Genomic DNA, 17,180 nt, shown 5'->3' with positions numbered 1-17,180 from the left:
CTAGACCGACCTTGTGATGCCGCCATCGACCCGCAGGTTCTGGCCGGTGATATAGCCTGCGCCTTCGGAACACAGAAAGCTGACGGTCGCCGCGATTTCCTGCGCCTTGCCATAGCGGCCCATCGGGATGCGGGCGCGGAACTCTTCCTTTTCGGGCAAGCTGTCGATGAAGCCCGGCAGGACGTTGTTCAGCCGGATGCCTTGGGGGGCATATTTGTCGGCGAAGAGCTTGGTAAAGGCGGCAAGGCCCGCGCGAGCGACGCCCGAGGTGGGAAAGGCGGGGTCGGGCTCGAATGTGGCGAAGGTGGTGATGTTGACGATGGCACCGCCGGTGCCCTGCGCCTCCATGATCGGGGTGACAAGGCGGATGGGGCGAACGGCGGACAGGAAATAGATGTCGATGCCCTGATGCCAGCCCTCGTCGGTGATATCGAGCAGTGCGGCGCGGGGGCCGTGGCCGGCACTGTTGACCAGCGCATCAATGCGGCCAAAGCGGTCCATCGTGGCTTCGATCAGGCGTTTCACATCGTCGTTCGACTGGTTCGAACCGGTGATGCCCACTCCGCCCAATTCGCGGGCCAGTGCCTCTCCCTTGCCCGAAGAGGACAGGATCGCCACCTGATAGCCATCGGCTGCCAGCCGCCGCGCCGCAGCCGCCCCCATGCCAGAGCCGCCCGCCGTGATCACCGCAACCTTTTGCATCGCTGCCTCCTTGCCGCTACCGTGGCAACCATAGCGCCTGTGACGGGCGGGGAAAGGGGGCTGTCTGCCCCCTTGGGCCTGCGGCCTTACCCCCGAGGATATTTGGGCCAAGATGAAGATGAAACAGGGTGCGCGGAACCTGATTACCGATGTGGCGGGGTTGCGGGTGGGCAATGCCAGCGATGCCGCGTTGCGCAGCGGGGCGACAGTGCTGGTGGGGGACCGGCCCTTTGTGGCGGCGGTTTCGGTGATGGGTGGTGCGCCGGGCACGCGGGAAACCGACCTGCTGGCGCCCGAAAGGTTGGTGCAAGAGGTGGATGCGCTGGTCCTGTCTGGCGGGTCGGCCTTTGGGCTGGATGCCTGTTCGGGCGTGGCCGATGGCTTGCGCACGCTGGGGCGCGGGTTCGATGTGGGCGGGCAGCGGGTGCCGATCGTGCCGGGGGCGATCCTGTTCGACCTGTTGAATGGCGGGAACAAGAAGTGGGCACGCAATCCTTATTACAAGCTGGGGCTGAAGGCGCTGGAGGTGGCGGCGGCGGAGTTTGCCCTTGGCACGACGGGGGCGGGATACGGGGCGACGACCGCGACACTGAAGGGCGGGCTGGGATCAGCCTCTTGCGTCTTGCCATCGGGGTTTACCGTTGGGGCGCTGGTGGCGGTGAATGCGCTTGGCTCGGCGGTGGTGGGCGATGGGCCGTGGTTCTGGTCAGCACCTTGGGAGATGGAGGGGGAATTCGGCGGGCTTGGCCCCTGCCCCGCACCGGCCGCGCCAAACGCGCCTTTGCCGGGAAAGCGGCTGGGAGAGGCGACCACCATTGCCATCATCGCAACCGATGCCGCACTGACACAGGCACAGGCGACGCGGCTGGCCGTGGCGGCGCAGGACGGGATGGCGCGGGCGCTGGTGCCGTCACACACGCTGCTGGATGGCGATCTGGTCTTTGCGGCGGCAACAGGCGAAAGGCCTTTGGCGGACCCCGTGGTAGACCAGTTCCTGTTGGGCCATGCCGCAGCGGTCTGCCTGTCGCGGGCCATCGCGCGGGGGGTTTATGAGGCGCGGGGACTGGGGATGCAGGCGGATTGGCAAGGACGCTTTCGCTAGGCGCTTACCAGCGCTTCAAGGCGTCCTCGTCCACGTCCTTGGCGGCGACCCATTCCGCGCCGTCCGGGCCGATTTCTTTTTTCCAGAATGGCGCGCGGGATTTAAGATAATCCATCAGGAACTCGGCTGCCGCAAAGGCATCGGCGCGGTGGGGTGCTGCGGTTGCGACCATCATGATCGCCTCGCCCGCAGCAAGACGGCCATGGCGGTGGATCACCAGCGCGTCGGCCAGTTTGAAGCGCGCCTGCGCCTGATCCATCATCGCGGCAATCGCGGTTTCGGTCATGCCGGGGTAATGTTCGATCTCCATCACCGACAGCCTGCCGCCTTCGTCGCGCACAAGGCCGGTAAAGGTTACGACCGCACCGGCACCCTGAACGGCGGCAGCAAAGGCCCCGGCTTCGGTGCCGAAATCAAAAGGCGCCTCTTGCACCGAAAGCCGCATGCCTAGCCCCCTGTCATCGGCGGGAAAAAAGCCACCTCGCGCACGCCGGACAAGGGGGCAGCAAAGTCGGCCAGTTCCTGATCAACCGCGACCCGCAGGCTCTTGCGATCCTCGAAGGCAAGCGCATGGCCTTCGCTGCGCGCCACCAGTTCGGCCACGAGGTCGGCCACCGTGGCCGCCTGCGTCTGGACCGCCTCGCGGTTGGTGCCGATGCGTTCGCGCAGCCAGGCGAAATAACGGACCTCAATCATCACTTGTCCTTCAGGAAGGGCAGCGCCTTGCGGAAATATTCCCAGCCGGTGATGGCCGTCAGAACGGCAGCGATCCAGATCAGCACCAGGCCGACATCGCCCGCCACAGATGCACAGTCGCGTTTGCCGCAGGCGCGGATCGGGTCGGCCAGACCGGCGGCTACGGCATCGGTATATTGCTCGGGCGTCATGCCGTGCATCTTGACACCATTGAGGTATTCCAGCCCGGTTCCAAGGAACAACGCGGCAATCGCCACCATCTGCGCCGTGGTTTTCCACTTTGCCAGCTTGGTCACCTTGAGCGTGCCGACAGCGGGGCCCAGGTATTCGCGCAAGCCCGATACGCTGACTTCGCGGAAGAAAATGATGGTTGCAGGCAAGATCAGCCAGGGATTCATGCCGTTATAGCCGGTCAGTACCATGATCGCGATCAGCACCATCGCCTTGTCGGCGATCGGGTCAAGCATGGCGCCGAACTTGGATTCCTGCTTCCAAAGCCGGGCCAGATAGCCGTCGAACCAGTCAGTGATGGCGGCCCCAACAAACAGGGTCAGCGCAAACCAGTCGGCCCAGGGGCGGTGGAAGTACAAAAACATCACCGCAACCCCCGGAGCTGCCAGCAACCGGAGGAAGGTGAGCGTGTTGGGAATGTTCCAGATCATGGGCGGATTGGTAGCCGAAAACGCAGCGAAAGGAAGTGCTGAATTTCTACGCGCGGCAAGGGCCAGTCCGTCGCCGCCTAGAATTTTTGTGGGACGTACAGTTCCGGCGGCAGGGTGGCGCGTTCGTAATCGGGGTTGAACACGCGTTCCGGCAGCCGGATTTCTTCATGCGGGACGGGCTGATAGGGGATCAGCGACAGGAAGTGCTGGATGCAGTTCAGGCGTGCGCGCTTTTTGTCATTGCCTTCGACGATGTACCAAGGGGCCTCGGGGATGTTGGTGCGTTCAAACATCTCTTCCTTGGCTTTGGTATACTGCTCCCACCGGACACGGGATTGCAGGTCCATCGGTGAGAGTTTCCATTGCTTCATCGGATCGTGAATCCGCATGAGGAAGCGCATCTGCTGTTCCTGATCGGTGATCGAGAACCAGTATTTCGCCAGAATGATGCCAGAGCGCAGCAACATGCGTTCAAATTCGGGGGCGTCGTTGAAGAACTGTTCGACCTGATCTTCATCGGCAAAGCCCATCACCCGCTCTACCCCCGCGCGGTTATACCAGCTGCGGTCAAAGAGGACGATTTCACCGCCTGCGGGCAAATGGGGCACATAGCGCTGAAAGTACCACTGGCTGCGCTCGCGGTCGGATGGTGCGGGCAGGGCCACGGTGCGCACGACGCGGGGGTTCAGCCGCTGGCTGATGCGCTTGATCACGCCGCCCTTGCCGGCCGAATCGCGGCCTTCGAAGATGACGACGATCTTTTGTTTGGTATGGACAACCCAGTCCTGCAACTTGATCAGCTCGGCCTGAAGGTGAATGAGGTTGGACAGATAGACCCGGCGGTCCAGCGAATCGGGATGCTTGTCCTTGTAGATGCGGGCAATCTCGCGCGAGAGGGTCGCGTCTTCGATTTCCAGCTCATAATCCTCATCCAGCACATCGGCCAGTTCATCGGCCAGCCAGTCCTTCGCAAATGTGGTATCGATCTGGGTCATGGCAGCCTCCGGGTTTCAGGGGCGGTGTTAGCGGCGGGATGTGAAGGTTTTGCGTCAATGAAGGGCGCGTACGTTGCGTCTGTCACAAAGGCTTTGATTGCGGGGCGCAGCGGGCTGGCCTAGCCTTGGCGCATGTTGCAGCCCCGCACCCTTTACTCCCCGGCAGAGCGTCTTTCGGACGCGGTGGTGCATATTGCCGGGTTGGTTGTGGTGGTGGGGGCAGTGCCGGTTCTTATCGTGCTGGCGGCGATGCTGCGGGGCGATGCGCCTGCGGTGGTAGGCACGGCGGTTTATGGCGCAACGCTGGTGGGCATGATCCTGTGTTCGGCGCTTTATAACATGATCTCGCGGCCCGATTGGGGCTGGTTGCTGCGGCGGCTGGACCATTCGGCGATCTATCTGAAAATCGCGGGCACCTATACGCCCTTTGCGCTGATCTCGGGTCAGGGATGGCTGCTGACCGGGGTGCTGTGGGTGGCGGCCATTGCCGGGGTGATCCTGAAGGCCATCTCGCCCGCGCGGTTCCGGGTGGCAGCGCTGGCGCTGTATCTGGGGATGGGATGGGCCGGATTTGTGGCGGGCGGTGACCTGCTTGCCGCGCTGCCCGGCGCTGTGGTGGTGCTGATGATGGTGGGCGGGCTGCTATATACCGCTGGCGTGGTGTTTTACCTGTGGGAGCGGCTGCCGTTTCATTACACGATCTGGCATGTTTTCGTGCTGGCGGCGTCGATGGTGTTTTATTCGGCCGTGGTGGTGCAGGTGGTGACCGGCTGAAGCGGGGGTTTCACACCCCCGCACCCCCGTGGAGTATTTTCGCCAAGAGGAAGATCAGCCCGCCGTATGGAAGAAGTTGTAGACGGTTTCGGCCATCGCCTCTGAAATGCCGGGCACTGCCATCAGGTCCGGCAAGGCAGCGCGGGACACCGCCTTGGCGCTGCCGAAATGGGCCAGAAGGGCGCGTTTTCTTGTGGCGCCAACACCGGGAATTTCATCCAGCGGGGTAACGCCAACGGCCTTGGCGCGTTTGGCGCGGTGGGCACCGTTGGCCCAGCGGTGCGCCTCATCCCGCAGGCGCTGGATGAAGTAGAGGACCGGGTCATTCCTTTGCAGGGCAAAGGGCGGCTGACCTTCGCGGTAGAATTCTTCCTTGCCGGCATCACGGTCGATGCCCTTGGCGACGCCGATCATGGCGATGTCATCGACCCCCAGTTCCGACAGGATGCCGCCCACGGCAGAAACCTGCCCCGCGCCCCCGTCGATCAAGAGAAGGTCGGGCCAGGCGTCGGTTTTCCTTTCGGGGTCTTCCTTCAGCAGGCGTTCGAAGCGGCGGGTCATGACCTCTCGCATCATTCCGAAGTCGTCGGAGTTCCGGCCCGCCTCGGACCGGATGTTGAACTTGCGGTATTGGGATTTCAGGAAGCCCTCGGCCCCGGCCACGATCATGCCACCCACGGCGTCGCTGCCCTGAATATGGGCGTTATCATAGACCTCGATCCGCTGCGGCGGACCATCAAGATCAAAGGCATCAGCCAACCCTTGCAGCAGCTTGTTCTGCGTACTGCTTTCCGACATCCGCCGCGCCAGGCTTTCGCGGGCGTTGCGGGTAGCGTTCTCGACCAGCTCGGCCTTTTCACCACGCTGGGGAACGGCCAGTTCAACCTTGCGGTCCGCGCGGTCCGACAGCGCCTCGGCCACCAGATCGGGGTTTTCGACGGGGTGGGACAGCAGGATCAGCCGAGGCGGTTCCTTGTCGTCATAAAACTGGGTCAGGAACGCTTCGAGGATTTCCGGCTCTTCGGCCCCTGCCGGGGTGCGGGGGTAGAAATCGCGGTTGCCCCAGCTTTGATGCGCGCGGATGAAGAACACCTGAACACAGGCCTGCCCGTGATCAAGATGAACCGCCACCACATCCGCCTCGGCCACGCCGCGCGGATTGATGCCTTGCGAGGATTGCACCGCCGTCAGCGCGCGGATGCGGTCGCGCAGGGCGGCGGCGCGTTCAAACTCCATCCCGTCGCTGGCCTCGGCCATCTGTTTGGCAAGATCGGCCTGCACATTTGTGCTTTTGCCTTCGAGAAACAGCTTGGCGTCGGAGACCAGCTCACCATAGCCCTGTTCGCTGATGCGGCCGACGCAGGGCGCGGAACAGCGCTTGATCTGGAATTGCAGGCAGGGGCGCGTGCGGCTTTCGAACATCGCGTTCGAGCAGTTGCGCAGCAGGAACACCTTTTGCAACTGGTTCAGCGTGCGGTTCACCGCGCCCGCGCTGGCAAATGGGCCGAAATAGGCGCCCTTTTCCTTTTTCGCGCCGCGGTGCTTTTTGATCTGGGGAAAGGCGTGTTCACCACTGATGAGGATATTCGGGAAGCTTTTGTCGTCCCGCATCAGCACATTGTAGCGCGGCTTGAGCTGCTTGATCAGGTTCTGTTCCAGAAGCAGCGCCTCTACCTCTGTGCGCGTGGTCAGGAACATCATGCTGGCGGTTTCATGGATCATCCGGGCGATACGCCCCGAATGGCCCGACGGCCGCGCATAGTTCGACACCCGCGCCCGCAGGTTGCGGGCCTTGCCGACATAAAGCACCTCGGACGCCGCATTCAGCATGCGGTAGACGCCGGGCGAACCATCCAGCGTCTTCAGATAATCCTGAATGAGATCATGGCCCGTAAGGGGTGTTTCGGTCATGCCAAAGCCTGCTTTGCAGATGTCTCGATTCTTGTCCTTGGCTGCAATGTCGCGGGTTCAGGGGCAAGAGGAAAGCTGTCCACGGTTTCTGTGGATAAGTTTGCGGAGAAGTTTTCAGGAGAGGCAAATTTCCCTTGTATTTTGGCCCGTTCGTTGCATTGCACAAAAAATAAGCAAAACTATAACCAATTGAAAATAAAAGGAAGAATTTTGATCGTCTGGCAAGGGACTGAAAAATCACAAGATTTGTAACATGGGCGTGACCCGGATGTGAAAAGTGGACAAGTCGCCGCAGCTAGGTGACGGACGGTCACTCAACCCCCAGAATATCAGGGGTTTGCCAGGCCAGATGCTGGCCACCATCTACCGCGATCATCTGACCCGTGACACCCGGACTATCCAGGAAAAATCCAAGCGCCGCGGTGATATCGGCGGGGTTTGACCCGCGCTTCAACACGGTTGCCGCACGCTGACGGGCAAAGTGGGTTTCCGATTGCCGCCCGCCGCGCAAGGTGGGGCCGGGGCCGATGCCGTTGACGCGCACGGCAGGGGCCAGCGCCTGCGCGGCGGTTTGGGTCAGCGCCCAAAGGCCCATTTTGGCAAGGGTATAGGTCATGAATTCGGGCGTCAGCTTCCACACCCGCTGATCCAGCATGTTGACCACCAGCGCCTGCGCCACGGGTTCTGCGTTTTCATCCAAACTCGGCGCGGGCGCCTGTTTGGCAAAGGCCTGCGTCAGCACAAAGGGCGCGCGCAGGTTTGATTCCATATGACGGTCCCAACCGGCGCGGGTGGCGGTGGTGATATTGTCATATTCAAAGATCGAGGCGTTGTTGACCAGCACAGTCAGCGGTTGCCCCAGTGACGCAACCGCATCGGGGATCAGCCGCAGAACCTGCGCCTCATCCAGCAGGTCGGCTTGCAAGCTTGTGGCCTTGCGGCCCAGTGCGCGAACCTGTGCGGCGGTCTCTTCTGCCTCATCCCGCGAGGTAGCGTAGTGAATGGCCACATCATGGCCACGGCCAGCCAGATAGACCGCCATGGCGCGGCCAAGCCGCTTACCCGCCCCGGTAACCAGTGCTGCCGTCATCCCCGCCTCTTTCCGCAATCGCACCCCGACTTGCCGATCAGATAGCGCCCGCAGCGCGGACAGGTATCGACCATACCGCGACTGGCCTTGCGCGTCAGGAACCCCTTCAGCCAACCGTTCGTCAGAGCGTTACCGATCATCCCGATCAGCACCATGATCAACAGAAAGCCCAGAACCGCCTTGACCATGCTATAGCCCGAACCTTGCGAACAGGGCGCGCTCCTCGGCCATCGCCATGGCATCCTGCGCAAGCGTCAGGCCAAAGCGCGACAACAGGCCCCGCCTGCGCCCCATCGGCACCAAGCGCGCCTTTGCGCCGTAAAGCTGCTGCATCTTGGGCACCAGATGGGCAAGACCGTCGGCAAGGCCAAGGTCAACCGCCTGCTGGCCTACCCAGACATCTGCATTGAACAGGTCGGCACCCGGTTCACTGGGGGTCAGCCGCGCGCCGCGCCGGGCCTTTACATGGGCGATAAAGGCCTGATGGATCGGGCCTTGCAGCGCTTTCAGCCGCTCCACATCCTCGGGGCGCTGCGGCAGAAAGGGGTCGGCAAGGCTTTTGTTGGTGCCCGCCGTGATGACCCGGCGCTCAACGCCGTGGCGGCTCAGGAATTCGGGGAAGCCGAACGAGGCAAAGATGACCCCGATCGAGCCTACCAGAGACGAGGCATCGACCCAGATGTCATCGGCTGCACAGGCCAGCCAATAGCCCCCCGACGCCGCGACATCCTCGACAAAGGCGTGAACTGGAACACCCTTTTCCTCGGCCAGCCGCCGGATGCGGGCGGCAATCAGGCTGGATTGCACCGCAGATCCGCCGGGAGAGTTGATCACCAGCGCAATCGCAGCAGGCTTCATGCGGAAGGACTTGTCGATCACCGGGGCAAGGGCGGCATCGGACAGGCCGTTCCTGCCGGTGCCGATGGCGCCTTGCAGACGGATGACCGGAACCACGGCGGGCTTTTTGACAAAAGGAAGATTGATGCGCATGGCCCAGAGGTAAGCCGCCCTTGGCCTATGCGCAATGGTCAGTCCGGGGCGTTTATCCCCGCAGCGTCAGGAATATCTCCCCTTGCCAGATTTCAGGGCGAGGCGGACACTCGCGCAGGTTTCATCCCCATATTCGGACCGCACATGGCAAACTCATGGATTACCTGCGCCAAGCCTGAAACCGCCGCCCCCAAGGGCTATGACACCGAGGCTGGCAGCCAGACGGTATGGCGCTTGCAGGTGCCCGTGGGCAGCAGCCGAGACATTGACGTTCTGGCCTTGGGACAAGCGCAGGCGATAGAGTTGCTGTCGAATGACCCAAATGTGGTGGACAACACGGCCTTTGCGCCCCGTCGCAACGGCATTCGCTGGACCGCCACGGTCAAGGGGTTGAAAATCGGCACGACGCTGATCACCGTGGGCTTTACCCCGCCCCCTGGCGGGTTCGAGGCAAAATACGGCCTGCCCGCCATGCCCATCGGGGCCGGATTCGGGCCGGTGATCTTGCAGGTGCAGGTAACGCGGGCCGATGGCACCATGCCCGGCAATGATCTGAACATTCCACCCGAGGGGCAAATTGACCCGATGGCTTGCTGGGCCGCATGTCTTGCGTGGTGGACCCGCGCGGTGCCCGATGTGACCACCCGCACCCAGATGAGCATTCTGGGTGCCAGCGGCGGGGTGACCTTGCGCGACGGCTCTATCCAACTTGACGGAATCGTCAGCTTTTTCGCCTCGCAATCATCCCTGCGGGCGGAACGGATTCCAGCACCGAAATTACAGAAATACATCGAGGCGCGACGGTTTCCGATGATCATCGGCTTTGCCAGCGGCCCCTTGGGCGGGCATGTCAACGTGATCCATGCCTATGACGAGGCAAAGGCCACCGTCACTGTGATGGAGCCGTGGTTTCCCGATCCGGCGGGCAATGCGGCCTATGAGTTTTCGATGGTGGCGGGCAGCCCGATGTTTTCGGCCAAACAGGGGGGTGCGCCGTTCAAGTTCACCGGCAAGCACATTGTCAGACCACTGAACTATTACACCACCAAGCCGATGAACGGGCAGTTCATCGTGGCCTATTCCTCGGCCCTGCCCGGCATTCGCGCCGACTAAGACCGCTTGCCATCGGCGGCCCGGCGCTTCACCCTGCCGGGCATGATCGACCGGCTGGAAATGTTCATCGCCTTGGCCAACGAGCGCCACTTTGGCCGCGCGGCAGAGGCTTGCGGCGTGACGCAGCCCAGCCTGTCCTCAGCCATCCGGCAACTAGAGGATCAGTTGGGTGTGCAACTGGTCTATCGCGGGTCACGCTATCAGGGACTGACGCCCGAGGGCCAGCGCGTGCTGGACTGGGCGCGGCGGATCGTGGGCGATGTGCGGGCCCTGCGGGACGAGATGCGCAGCGTGCATTCCGGCCTTTCGGGCAATTTGCGGATCGGGGTCATTCCCACCGCTCTGCCAATGATCGCCGATCTGACCGCCCCCTTTGCCCAGCGCCACCCGAATGTTCAGGTGTCGATCCTGTCGCGCACCTCGGCGGAAATCCTGTCGGGGCTGGAAAGTCTGGAGCTGGATGCAGGCATCACCTATCTGGACAACGAACCCCTTGGCCGCGTCACGCAGACGCCGCTTTATCAGGAATTCTACCGCTTTCTTTGTACCGCCACCTCGCCGATGTTTCAGCGCCCCAGCGTGACCTGGGCCGAGGTGGCGCAGGAATCCTTGTGCCTGCTGACCGCCGACATGCAGAACCGCCGCATCGTCAACCGCCATCTGGCCGAGGCGGGCGCGCGGGTACAGGCAACGGTGGAATCAAACTCGACCATCGCGCTGATCGCCCATGTCCGCACAGGTCAATGGGCCAGCATCGTGCCGAAGCGTCTGGCAGAGATTTTCGCCGATGCCGGATTGCACGCCATTCCCATAGTGCAGCCCGAGGCCGAGCATCTGGTGGGCCTGATCAACCCCCGGCGCGACCCGCAGACCCCTGTGCTGTCGGCCCTGATCGATGAGGCTAACCGTTTTGCCGCCCGTGCACGGCAGGTTTGATAGGAAACTCCTATCAAGCAACGGGAAGTCCATATTGATTTCCATATCAATCGGCGTATCACCGCGGCAAGCTACCATAAGGGCCGCCACATGCTTGATTCCGTGCAGACCACAGAGCGGGTCGCAGAGATCCTGAACCGCCACCGCGGGATGGAGGGGGCGCTGCTGCCGATCCTCCACGCCATTCAGGAAGAATTCGGCCATGTGCCACAAGAGGCGCTGCCGATCATCGCGCAGGATCTGAACCTGAGCCGTGCCGAAGTGCATGGCGTGATGAGCTTTTACCATGATTTCCGCGAAAAGCCCGCGGGCGCCCATGTGCTGAAACTGTGCCGCGCAGAATCGTGCCAGTCGGTCGGCGCGGATCGCGTGGCCGACCATGCCCGCAAGGAACTGGGCATCGAATGGCATGAAACTACCAAGGACGGCAAGATCACGCTGGAGCCGGTGTTCTGTCTGGGCCTGTGTGCCTGTGGTCCGGCGGCGATTGTCGATGGCAAGCTGGTGGGCCGGGTCGATGAGGCCAAACTGACCAAGATCATCGGGGGCCTGAAATGAAGATTTACGTCCCCCTGGATTCCGCCGCCGTTGCCCTTGGTGCCGATGAGGTGGCAGAAGCCATTCTGGCGCGTGGCGGTGATGTGACGCTGGTGCGCAATGGCAGCCGTGGCATGGTCTGGCTGGAGCCGCTGGTCGAGGTGGAAACACCTGCGGGCCGCATGGCCTTTGGCCCGATGACGGTTGCCGATGTTCCTGCGCTGTTTGGCGATCTGGCGCAGCACCCCAAGGCGCTGGGGCTGACCGAAGACCTGCCGTGGATGAAGGCGCAAACACGGCTTACCTTTGCCCGCGTGGGTGTGGTGGACCCGCTGTCGCTGGACGATTACCGCACCCATGGCGGCCTTGCCGGGCTGGAACGCGCGCTTGGCATGACCGCGCCGGATATGGTGGCCGAGGTTACCGCCTCGGGCCTGCGTGGCCGGGGTGGCGCGGGCTTTCCGACCGGCATCAAGTGGAAAACCGTGTCCGAGGCCAAGGCCGACCGCAAATACATCGTCTGCAACGCCGATGAAGGCGACAGCGCCACCTTTGCCGACCGTATGCTGATGGAGGGCGACCCCTTCACCCTGATCGAGGGCATGGCGATTGCCGGTCTGGCCTGCGGGGCAACCAAGGGGTTTGTGTATATCCGTTCGGAATACCCCGTTGCCATTGCGGTGATGCAAAAGGCGGTTGAAGTTGCCCGCGCCGCCGGGGTCTTGGGCGCTTCGGTTCTGGGCCGTGGCCCGGCCTTTGACATGGAGGTCCGCGTTGGCGCGGGCGCCTATGTCTGCGGCGAGGAAACCAGCCTGCTGAACAGCCTGGAGGGCAAGCGCGGCATCGTGCGCGCCAAACCACCGCTGCCCGCGCTGGAAGGCTTCCTTGGCAAGCCGACCGTGGTGAACAACGTGATCTCGCTGGCGTCGATCCCGGTGATCTTCGCCAAGGGCGCGGCGTTCTATCAGGGCTTTGGCCTTGGCCGGTCGCGCGGCACGATCCCGCTGCAAATCGCCGGGAACGTCAAGCATGGCGGGCTGTACGAGATCGCCTTTGGCCTGACCTTGGGCGAGATCGTGAACCAGATCGGCGGCGGTACGGCATCGGGTCGCCCGGTCAAGGCGGTGCAGGTGGGTGGACCCCTGGGCGCCTATTTCCCGGTTGGCCTGTTCGATACGCCCTTTGGGTACGAGGAATTCGCCGGCAAGGACGGGTTGATCGGCCACGCCGGTCTGACCGTGTTTGACGACACCGCCGACATGCTGGGTATGGCACGGTTCGCGATGGAATTCTGCGCCATAGAATCCTGCGGCAAATGCACCCCCTGCCGCATAGGCGCCGTGCGTGGCGTGGAAACGCTGGACCGGATCGGGCGCGGTGACAGTGGTGCCCTGCCCCTGCTGACCGACCTGTGCAACACCATGAAGGCCGGGTCGCTGTGTGCCTTGGGCGGGTTCACCCCCTATCCCGTCATGTCGGCACTGACCCATTTCCCCGACGACTTCGCGCGCGCCAAGGAGGCTGCGGAATGAAAGATTTCATCATCCCCGACCGCGATTTCGGCACCCCTGCCGCCAAATCCAAGCAGATGGTCACGCTGAACATCGACGGGTTCGACATCACCGTCCCCGAAGGCACCAGCATCATGCGCGCCGCCGCTGAGATTGGCATTTCGGTGCCGAAACTCTGCGCCACCGACAGCATCGACGCTTTCGGATCGTGCCGCCTGTGTCTGGTCGAGATCGAGGGCCGCAATGGCACCCCGGCAAGCTGCACCACCCCGGTTGCCCCCGGCATCAAGGTGCATACCCAGACCGGCAAGCTGAAAACCCTGCGGCGTGGTGTGATGGAGCTTTATATCTCCGACCACCCGCTGGATTGCCTGACCTGTTCGGCCAATGGCGACTGCGAATTGCAGGATATGGCAGGGGCCGTAGGCCTGCGCGATGTGCGGTATGAGGCGATTGATACCCATTTCCGCGCCAAGGACACCTCGGGCATCGCCAACCCGAACTACATCCCGCGCGACGATTCCAGCCCCTATTTCAGCTATGATCCGCAGAAATGTATCGTCTGCTCGCGCTGCGTGCGGGCCTGTGAAGAGGTGCAGGGCACCTTCGCGCTGACCATCGAAGGCCGTGGCTTTGACAGCCGCGTTTCCTTCGGCGCGAAAACCGATACCGCCTTGTCGTCGGATTGCGTGTCTTGCGGGGCTTGCGTGCAGGCCTGCCCGACCGCAACCTTGCAGGAAAAGTCGGTGATCGACATCGGCACGCCGGAACGCTCGGTCATCACCACCTGCGCCTATTGCGGTGTGGGATGCAGCTTCAAGGCCGAAATGCGCGGCGATGAGCTGGTGCGGATGACGCCCTACAAGCACGGCAAGGCCAACCGTGGCCATAGCTGCGTCAAGGGCCGGTTCGCCTATGGCTATGCCTCCCACAAGGACCGCATCCTGAACCCGATGATCCGCGACAGCATCAATGACCCGTGGCAGGAAGTCTCCTGGCCCGAGGCGATGGAATTTGCCGCGAACCGCATGAAGGGCATCATTGCCAAGCATGGGAAGAAATCTGTCGGGGTGATCACCAGCAGCCGTTGCACCAATGAAGAAACCTATCTGGTGCAAAAGCTGACCCGCGCGGTGTTTCAGAACAACAACACCGACACCTGCGCCCGCGTCTGCCATTCGCCCACCGGCTATGGCCTTGGCCAGACGCTGGGCACCAGCGCAGGCACGCAGGACTTTGACTCGGTTGAAGAAACCGATGTTGTCATCGTCATCGGTGCCAACCCGGCCTCTGGCCATCCCGTTTTCGCCAGCCGCTTGAAAAAGCGTCTGCGCAAAGGGGCCAAGCTGATCGTGGTTGACCCGCGCCGCACTGAAATGGTGGACAGCCCGCATATCCGCGCCGCGCATCACCTTGCGCTGACCCCCGGCACCAACGTGGCGGTTGTCACGGCGCTGGCGCATGTGATCGTGACCGAAAAGCTGTATGACGAGGCATTCATCCGCGACCGTTGCGATTGGGATGAATTCCAGGATTATGCCGATTTCGTCAGCCAGCCGCAGAATTCGCCCGAGGCGGTCGAGTTGCTGACCGGCGTCAAGGCCAGCGAAATGCGCGCAGCGGCGCGTCTGTTCGCCACCGGCGGCAACGGCTCCATCTATTACGGGCTGGGCGTGACCGAACATTCCCAAGGTTCGACCACCGTGATCGGCATTGCCAACCTTGCCATGATGACCGGCAACGTCGGTCGCCCCGGTGTCGGCGTGAACCCGCTGCGCGGCCAGAACAACGTGCAAGGCTCGTGCGACATGGGGTCTTTCCCACACGAACTGCCCGGCTATCGCCATGTAAAAGGCCCCGAGGTTCGGGCGATCTATGAAAACCTTTGGGGCGTGACCATCGACCCAGAGCCTGGCCTGCGCATTCCCAACATGCTGGATGCGGCGGTTGAGGGCACGTTCAAGGGCCTGTACTGCCAAGGCGAAGACATCCTGCAATCGGACCCCGATACCAAGCATGTCTCGGCCGGGCTGGCGGCGATGGAGTGTGTGATCGTCCACGACCTGTTCCTGAACGAAACCGCGAACTACGCCCATGTGTTCTTCCCCGGGTCGTCCTTCCTGGAAAAGGACGGCACCTTCACCAACGCCGAACGCCGCATCAACATGGTGCGCAAGGTGATGGCACCAAAGCAGGGCTATGCCGACTGGGAAGTGACCCAGTTGTTCGCCAATGCCATGGGCGCGGATTGGGGCTACACCCATCCGTCACAGATCATGGAAGAGATCGCCATGACCACGCCGTCTTTCGCCGGTGTGACCTATGAAAAGATCGAAACCATGGGGTCGGTGCAGTGGCCCTGCAATGACAAGGCCCCCGAAGGCACGCCTCTGATGCACGTTGACGGGTTCGTCCGCGGCAAGGGTAAATTCATCAACACCGAATATGTGGCGACCGATGAAAAGACCGGCCCGCGCTTTCCGCTGTTGCTGACGACCGGGCGCATCCTGTCGCAATACAACGTCGGCGCGCAGACCCGGCGTACCGACAACGTGATGTGGCATGATCAGGACGTGCTGGAAATTCACCCGCATGACGCCGAAAACCGCGGCATCAAGGAAGGTGACTGGGTGCGTCTGGCCAGCCGTGCGGGCGAAACCACGCTGCGCGCAACGATCACCGACAAGGTCAACCCGGGTGTGGTCTATACCACCTTCCACCACCCCGACACGCAGGCCAATGTGATCACCACCGACTATTCCGACTGGGCGACCAACTGCCCGGAATACAAGGTGACGGCAGTGCAGATCAGCCCCTCGAACGGGCCAAGCGAATGGCAGGAAGGCTATAACGCCTTTGCCACGCTGTCGCGCCGGATTGCGGCGGCGGAATGATAACCCACCGCCCCCACGCGCGCCTTGCCTTCGGGCAGGGCCGCGCCTCTGACGGCAGCCGAGAGCTGCCAGAAGAGGTGGCGGTGGCCATTACCTACAACGGATCGACCCAAGCCGTGATGATGGCGACGCCCGCCGATCTGACCGACTTCGCCTATGGCTTTTCGCTGACCGAGGGCATTGCGATGCCAGAAGAGATCGACAGCATTGAGGTGGTTGAGGCCGAGCTTGGCATTGATCTGCAAATCTGGCTGAAAGATGCGGCCCAGGCGCGGCAAAGCGCGCGGCGGCGGTCAATGGCCGGACCGGTGGGCTGCGGGCTGTGCGGCATCGACAGTCTGGAAGAGGCGGCGCGCAAACCCCGTGTGGTTACCGAACAGGGGTTTACCCTGTCGCCCAACCAGATCATGGCGGCGATGGCGGCGCTGACTGATCATCAGCCCCTGCATGACATTACCCGCGCCGCCCATGCTGCCGCCTTCTGGGCGCCGGGCGCAGGCATCCTTGCCGCGCGCGAGGATGTTGGCCGCCACAACGCGCTGGACAAGTTGATCGGCGCGCTGGCCCGTGCCCCGCATGTCGATGGCGCGCTAGTGCTGACCTGCCGCACCTCGATCGACATGGTGCAAAAGGCCGCCGCCGCCGGCTTTGCCATGATCATCGCCGCCTCTGCCCCCACGGCCACCGCCGTCGACATGGCCGACAAGGCGGGCATCACCCTGATCGGCCTTGCCCGCAGGGACGGTTTTGAAGTTTTCACCCATTCCCACCGCATTGCCCCCGAGGAGGCCGCAGATGTCGCATGACGCGCCCCATGCCAAGCTGATCTATATGGCCAACCAGATCGCCAAATTCATGGAATCAAAGCCCCATGACCAAGGGATCGAGGGGCTGGCCTCTCATATCAATGACTTCTGGGAACCCCGGATGCGGCGCCACCTGTTCGAGGTGCTGGACGCTGGCGGCAACGGCTTGCGCCCGCTGGTGCTAGATGCTGCGGTGAAAATCCGCCGCCCGGCAGAAGCTGCCTGACCGTCAGGGGTGGCGCCGGACCAAGGCCATATAAGCGAAGGTTCCGGTCAGAAACCCCGCTGCCGCCAGCAAGGCAGCCATGGTCATCTGCCGCGCATCGGCGCTGCTGGCCGACAAGGCCAGATAGCCGAAGGCCCAAAAGCCTGACCAGCTGATCACGCAGATCAGGGCAATCAGTTTGTTCACGGGGCAGCTCCTCCCAAAGCGTCGCGTCGGGGCACAATAGCGCGACGAT

20 protein-coding genes are annotated in these 17,180 nt (G+C 62.7%); 10 read left to right on the top strand and 10 right to left on the bottom strand.

Going from position 1 to position 17,180, the window contains the following annotated elements; all coding sequences use genetic code 11:
- Positions 1-702 (bottom strand): SDR family oxidoreductase, encoded by a 702-nt coding sequence (locus tag JI744_RS09015; RefSeq protein WP_202659804.1) that lies wholly within the window; start codon positions 700-702, stop codon positions 1-3.
- 118 nt (positions 703-820) lie between these two features.
- On the opposite strand from JI744_RS09015, the gene JI744_RS09010 reads away from it, so the two are divergent.
- Positions 821-1,804 (top strand): P1 family peptidase, encoded by a 984-nt coding sequence (locus JI744_RS09010; protein ID WP_202660447.1) that lies wholly within the window; start codon positions 821-823, stop codon positions 1,802-1,804.
- Positions 1,805-1,808: 4 nt separating this feature from the next.
- Here the strand turns inward: JI744_RS09010 and JI744_RS09005 are convergent, their stop codons facing one another.
- From JI744_RS09005 to ppk2, 4 genes are all read right to left on the bottom strand, one after another.
- Positions 1,809-2,249 carry a molybdenum cofactor biosynthesis protein MoaE gene (locus JI744_RS09005; protein ID WP_202659802.1) on the bottom strand — a complete coding sequence of 147 codons (441 nt, stop codon included), beginning with the start codon at positions 2,247-2,249 and terminating at the stop codon, positions 1,809-1,811.
- Positions 2,250-2,251: 2 nt separating this feature from the next.
- The gene (gene moaD / locus JI744_RS09000; RefSeq protein WP_202659800.1) at positions 2,252-2,500 is read right to left on the bottom strand and encodes a molybdopterin converting factor subunit 1; all 249 of its coding nucleotides are present in this window, start codon (positions 2,498-2,500) and stop codon (positions 2,252-2,254) included.
- A complete protein-coding gene (gene pgsA / locus JI744_RS08995; protein WP_202659798.1) occupies positions 2,500-3,162 on the bottom strand; it encodes a CDP-diacylglycerol--glycerol-3-phosphate 3-phosphatidyltransferase in 663 nt (220 codons plus the stop codon). Before pgsA ends, moaD begins: the two co-directional genes overlap by 1 nt.
- Positions 3,163-3,239: 77 nt before the next feature.
- Positions 3,240-4,157 carry a polyphosphate kinase 2 gene (ppk2, locus tag JI744_RS08990; RefSeq protein ID WP_202659796.1) on the bottom strand — a complete coding sequence of 306 codons (918 nt, stop codon included), beginning with the start codon at positions 4,155-4,157 and terminating at the stop codon, positions 3,240-3,242.
- Between the two features lie 132 nt (positions 4,158-4,289).
- On the opposite strand from ppk2, the gene trhA reads away from it, so the two are divergent.
- Positions 4,290-4,931, top strand: a complete 642-nt coding sequence (trhA, locus tag JI744_RS08985) for a PAQR family membrane homeostasis protein TrhA (protein ID WP_202659794.1) — start codon at positions 4,290-4,292, stop codon at positions 4,929-4,931.
- Positions 4,932-4,985: 54 nt separating this feature from the next.
- Here trhA and uvrC read toward each other — a convergent pair whose 3' ends face one another.
- Positions 4,986-6,842 carry an excinuclease ABC subunit UvrC gene (uvrC, locus tag JI744_RS08980; protein ID WP_202659786.1) on the bottom strand — a complete coding sequence of 619 codons (1,857 nt, stop codon included), beginning with the start codon at positions 6,840-6,842 and terminating at the stop codon, positions 4,986-4,988.
- Between uvrC and JI744_RS08975 the strand changes: the two genes are divergently transcribed.
- The gene (locus JI744_RS08975; protein WP_202659784.1) at positions 6,816-7,094 is read left to right on the top strand and encodes a hypothetical protein; all 279 of its coding nucleotides are present in this window, start codon (positions 6,816-6,818) and stop codon (positions 7,092-7,094) included. The two genes, uvrC and JI744_RS08975, sit on opposite strands and share 27 nt — an antisense overlap.
- 58 nt (positions 7,095-7,152) lie before the next feature.
- On the opposite strand, the gene JI744_RS08970 is transcribed toward JI744_RS08975, so the two are convergent.
- The 3 genes from JI744_RS08970 to JI744_RS08960 are packed head-to-tail and all read right to left on the bottom strand — an operon-like array spanning position 7,153 to position 8,922.
- A complete protein-coding gene (locus tag JI744_RS08970) occupies positions 7,153-7,932 on the bottom strand; it encodes an SDR family oxidoreductase (RefSeq protein ID WP_202659782.1) in 780 nt (259 codons plus the stop codon).
- Positions 7,929-8,120, bottom strand: a complete 192-nt coding sequence (locus JI744_RS08965; protein WP_202659780.1) for a hypothetical protein — start codon at positions 8,118-8,120, stop codon at positions 7,929-7,931. The genes JI744_RS08970 and JI744_RS08965 overlap by 4 nt, the downstream gene beginning before the upstream one ends.
- A gap of 1 nt (position 8,121) precedes the next feature.
- Positions 8,122-8,922, bottom strand: a complete 801-nt coding sequence (locus JI744_RS08960; RefSeq protein WP_202659778.1) for a S49 family peptidase — start codon at positions 8,920-8,922, stop codon at positions 8,122-8,124.
- 144 nt (positions 8,923-9,066) lie between these two features.
- Here JI744_RS08960 and JI744_RS08955 point away from each other — a divergent pair, with 144 nt between their 5' ends.
- From JI744_RS08955 to JI744_RS08925, 7 genes are all read left to right on the top strand, one after another.
- Positions 9,067-10,035, top strand: a complete 969-nt coding sequence (locus tag JI744_RS08955; protein WP_202659776.1) for a papain-like cysteine protease family protein — start codon at positions 9,067-9,069, stop codon at positions 10,033-10,035.
- Between the two features lie 42 nt (positions 10,036-10,077).
- Entirely contained in the window at positions 10,078-10,971 is an 894-nt protein-coding gene (locus tag JI744_RS08950; RefSeq protein ID WP_202659774.1) for a LysR family transcriptional regulator, read from the top strand.
- 90 nt (positions 10,972-11,061) lie between these two features.
- Positions 11,062-11,529, top strand: a complete 468-nt coding sequence (locus JI744_RS08945; RefSeq protein WP_202659772.1) for a formate dehydrogenase subunit gamma — start codon at positions 11,062-11,064, stop codon at positions 11,527-11,529.
- Entirely contained in the window at positions 11,526-13,040 is a 1,515-nt protein-coding gene (locus JI744_RS08940; RefSeq protein WP_202659770.1) for a formate dehydrogenase beta subunit, read from the top strand. The genes JI744_RS08945 and JI744_RS08940 overlap by 4 nt, the downstream gene beginning before the upstream one ends.
- Positions 13,037-15,913, top strand: a complete 2,877-nt coding sequence (gene fdhF, locus JI744_RS08935; protein WP_202659768.1) for a formate dehydrogenase subunit alpha — start codon at positions 13,037-13,039, stop codon at positions 15,911-15,913. Before JI744_RS08940 ends, fdhF begins: the two co-directional genes overlap by 4 nt.
- A complete protein-coding gene (gene fdhD, locus JI744_RS08930) occupies positions 15,910-16,719 on the top strand; it encodes a formate dehydrogenase accessory sulfurtransferase FdhD (RefSeq protein ID WP_202659766.1) in 810 nt (269 codons plus the stop codon). The genes fdhF and fdhD overlap by 4 nt, the downstream gene beginning before the upstream one ends.
- Positions 16,709-16,945, top strand: a complete 237-nt coding sequence (locus JI744_RS08925; RefSeq protein ID WP_202659764.1) for a formate dehydrogenase subunit delta — start codon at positions 16,709-16,711, stop codon at positions 16,943-16,945. Before fdhD ends, JI744_RS08925 begins: the two co-directional genes overlap by 11 nt.
- 3 nt (positions 16,946-16,948) lie before the next feature.
- Here JI744_RS08925 and JI744_RS08920 read toward each other — a convergent pair whose 3' ends face one another.
- Positions 16,949-17,131: a hypothetical protein gene (locus JI744_RS08920; protein ID WP_202659762.1), complete on the bottom strand. Its 183-nt coding sequence runs from the start codon at positions 17,129-17,131 to the stop codon at positions 16,949-16,951.
- Positions 17,132-17,180 lie beyond the last annotated feature (49 nt).

The organism is Fuscibacter oryzae, assembly GCF_016765795.1.
Taxonomy (GTDB): Bacteria; Pseudomonadota; Alphaproteobacteria; order Rhodobacterales; family Rhodobacteraceae; genus Fuscibacter; species Fuscibacter oryzae.
The sequence above is the reverse complement of the archived record's forward strand: the minus strand, read 5'-3'. Positions and strand labels throughout refer to the sequence as shown.

Bases quoted from the DNA above. Each gene is read 5' to 3' on its own strand.
- JI744_RS09015 (WP_202659804.1), bottom strand. From the start codon at position 702: ATGCAAAAGGTTGCGGTGATCACGGCGGGCGGCTCTGGCATGGGGGCG.
- JI744_RS09010 (WP_202660447.1), top strand. From the start codon at position 821: ATGAAACAGGGTGCGCGGAACCTGATTACCGATGTGGCGGGGTTGCGG.
- JI744_RS09005 (WP_202659802.1), bottom strand. From the start codon at position 2,249: ATGCGGCTTTCGGTGCAAGAGGCGCCTTTTGATTTCGGCACCGAAGCC.
- moaD (WP_202659800.1), bottom strand. From the start codon at position 2,500: ATGATTGAGGTCCGTTATTTCGCCTGGCTGCGCGAACGCATCGGCACC.
- pgsA (WP_202659798.1), bottom strand. From the start codon at position 3,162: ATGATCTGGAACATTCCCAACACGCTCACCTTCCTCCGGTTGCTGGCA.
- ppk2 (WP_202659796.1), bottom strand. From the start codon at position 4,157: ATGACCCAGATCGATACCACATTTGCGAAGGACTGGCTGGCCGATGAA.
- trhA (WP_202659794.1), top strand. From the start codon at position 4,290: ATGTTGCAGCCCCGCACCCTTTACTCCCCGGCAGAGCGTCTTTCGGAC.
- JI744_RS08975 (WP_202659784.1), top strand. From the start codon at position 6,816: ATGGCCCGTAAGGGGTGTTTCGGTCATGCCAAAGCCTGCTTTGCAGAT.
- uvrC (WP_202659786.1), bottom strand. From the start codon at position 6,842: ATGACCGAAACACCCCTTACGGGCCATGATCTCATTCAGGATTATCTG.
- JI744_RS08970 (WP_202659782.1), bottom strand. From the start codon at position 7,932: ATGACGGCAGCACTGGTTACCGGGGCGGGTAAGCGGCTTGGCCGCGCC.
- JI744_RS08965 (WP_202659780.1), bottom strand. From the start codon at position 8,120: ATGGTCAAGGCGGTTCTGGGCTTTCTGTTGATCATGGTGCTGATCGGG.
- JI744_RS08960 (WP_202659778.1), bottom strand. From the start codon at position 8,922: ATGCGCATCAATCTTCCTTTTGTCAAAAAGCCCGCCGTGGTTCCGGTC.
- JI744_RS08955 (WP_202659776.1), top strand. From the start codon at position 9,067: ATGGCAAACTCATGGATTACCTGCGCCAAGCCTGAAACCGCCGCCCCC.
- JI744_RS08950 (WP_202659774.1), top strand. From the start codon at position 10,078: ATGATCGACCGGCTGGAAATGTTCATCGCCTTGGCCAACGAGCGCCAC.
- JI744_RS08945 (WP_202659772.1), top strand. From the start codon at position 11,062: ATGCTTGATTCCGTGCAGACCACAGAGCGGGTCGCAGAGATCCTGAAC.
- JI744_RS08940 (WP_202659770.1), top strand. From the start codon at position 11,526: ATGAAGATTTACGTCCCCCTGGATTCCGCCGCCGTTGCCCTTGGTGCC.
- fdhF (WP_202659768.1), top strand. From the start codon at position 13,037: ATGAAAGATTTCATCATCCCCGACCGCGATTTCGGCACCCCTGCCGCC.
- fdhD (WP_202659766.1), top strand. From the start codon at position 15,910: ATGATAACCCACCGCCCCCACGCGCGCCTTGCCTTCGGGCAGGGCCGC.
- JI744_RS08925 (WP_202659764.1), top strand. From the start codon at position 16,709: ATGTCGCATGACGCGCCCCATGCCAAGCTGATCTATATGGCCAACCAG.